Source organism: Acinetobacter sp. SwsAc5, assembly GCF_013391485.1.
Lineage (GTDB): Bacteria > Pseudomonadota > Gammaproteobacteria > Pseudomonadales > Moraxellaceae > Acinetobacter > Acinetobacter towneri.
The window spans coordinates 1-1,955 of record NZ_JACAXD010000065.1; the positions used below are offsets into that span (position 1 = coordinate 1).

The window sequence follows — 1,955 nt, forward strand, 5'->3', positions numbered from 1 at the left end:
TGTCAACGGCATTCTAAAATTGACCCCTTTTACCTTACAAATGGCAAAGTAAAATTGACCCCTTTGATCTCGTATTAAGTTTCAACCTGGGGCTGAATCCCAATTCTTTTTTTATCCTTCAAACGATAACTCTCACCCGATATTTGTACCACATGACAGTGATGTAATAGCCGATCTAACATCGCAGCGGTCAACGTGACATCATCCGCAAATGACTTAGACCATTGGCTAAAGGGTAAGTTACTCGTCAATATCGTACTGCCTTTTTCATAACGCTTGGCAATCACGTTAAAGAACAGATTCGCTTCTTCACGTCCAAACGGTAAATAACCAATTTCATCGATAATCAGTAACTTTGGTCCCAGTACCGCACGTTGCATATAGGTTTTCAATTTACCTTGCTGGTAGGCTGTACTTAGTTGCAGCATGAGATCGGCGGCGGTAATAAACTTGGTTTTGACATTGTTCATGATGGCCTTATAGCCTAATGCCATAGATAAATGCGTTTTTCCTACTCCGCTAGCCCCGAGAAACACCACATTTTCTGCTCTAGCAATAAAGCTCAGATTGAACAGTTCAATCACCTGTGATTTAGGGGCCCCTAGGGCATAATTAAAATCATAGTCTTCCAGGGTTTTGACTTGAGGCAGGCCTGAGAGTTTCATCAGTACCTGCTGACTGCGCTGTTGCCTGGCAGCATATTCATGCGTCAAGATAGCTTCAACAAAGTCGGCATAACTTCCATCCTGACCTAATGTTTGTTGTGCATGATGTGACCATTGTGATGCGATGGCAGGCAGATTGAGCTTTTGGCAAAGCTGCTCTATACGGTCGTATTGCAGATTCATCAGGAAACTCCCAGCAACTGGTCATATACCGATAAGGGATGCTGCAAACTCTCGTAGGGCATGACATGCTGTGCTGCTGCAACAGGTACAGTGCTAGAACCTGTATCTGATTGCGGTAATGGCGTAAATTTTTGCTGCTCCTGTTGCAGTCGAACAGCCGGTTTTTCTTGCGTGGTGGCATGAATCCGCTGATTGGCGGTTTCATGCAGCCACCGGCCAATGTGGGCATTGGCGACATCAACATCTAACAGTAAACCCGAAGTCTTCAGGCTTGCTTTCAATGGCACAATAAAGCTTGATTTGAGGTATCCATTAAAGCGTTCAACTTTGCCTTTGGTCTGTGCACGGTAGGGCTTACATACGCGAGGACGAAAGCTGTATTTCTTGGCGCAGTCGAGCAGTTTGGGATTCCATTTATGATGCCCCTCCTGATAGGCATCCCGTTCAATCATGATCGTTTTAGCGTTATCAAACAGGATTTCCTGAGGTACTCCTGCAAAGAACTGAAATGCATTTTCTAGACCATCGATCCATGCATCGGTACGTTCATGATCATAAAATTTCACGAAAGTCGCTCTGGAATAGCCTAATGTTGCGACAAAGGCTTTTAAAGTCGTGTTGTTGCGTCGAATTGTCGTGAAATCTACCTGCATTTGTTGGCCAGGTTGGGTTTCAAAACGAATGATCGGTTCCGGTTTGGCAACTGGTTTTAATGTTGCAAGATATTCCCTCAAGATCCTGATCTTTCCTGGATATCCCAACCCTAAAATTTCCTGGTAGAGCACAACAGCAGGAATCCATTCAGGATGAGCTGCGTTTACACGTTGGAGTAAATAGGGTTTATATGGGTCAAGGATACTTATTCTAGGCTGTATACGCTGATACTGAGGTGTGGTGTTTTGCCGTAAATATTTACGTACGGTATTTCTGGACACCCCCAGTTCACGAGTAATGGCTTTAATAGATTTACCTTGTTGATGAAGTATTTGGATTGTCACTGCTTGCTCCAAAGTTAACATGTTGAGCAGTCCAAAATGACCGCTATATTAACCAAGGGGGTCAGTTTTTAAATGCCATTAGGGGGTCATTTTTACACTGCCGCTAACA

The 1,955-nt window shown here is 43.9% G+C and carries 2 protein-coding genes; both read right to left on the minus strand.

What is annotated here, in order from left to right; translation table 11 throughout:
• Positions 1-74: 74 nt before the first annotated feature.
• Complete coding sequence (gene istB / locus HYG89_RS15840) at positions 75-848, minus strand: IS21-like element ISAba8 family helper ATPase IstB (protein WP_163140893.1); 774 nt, start codon at positions 846-848, stop codon at positions 75-77.
• Complete coding sequence (gene istA / locus HYG89_RS15845) at positions 848-1,867, minus strand: IS21-like element ISAba8 family transposase (RefSeq protein ID WP_178868367.1); 1,020 nt, start codon at positions 1,865-1,867, stop codon at positions 848-850. The genes istB and istA overlap by 1 nt, the downstream gene beginning before the upstream one ends.
• Positions 1,868-1,955: the final 88 nt, after the last annotated feature.

Bases quoted from the DNA above. Each gene is read 5' to 3' on its own strand.
- istB (WP_163140893.1), bottom strand. From the start codon at position 848: ATGAATCTGCAATACGACCGTATAGAGCAGCTTTGCCAAAAGCTCAAT.
- istA (WP_178868367.1), bottom strand. From the start codon at position 1,867: ATGTTAACTTTGGAGCAAGCAGTGACAATCCAAATACTTCATCAACAA.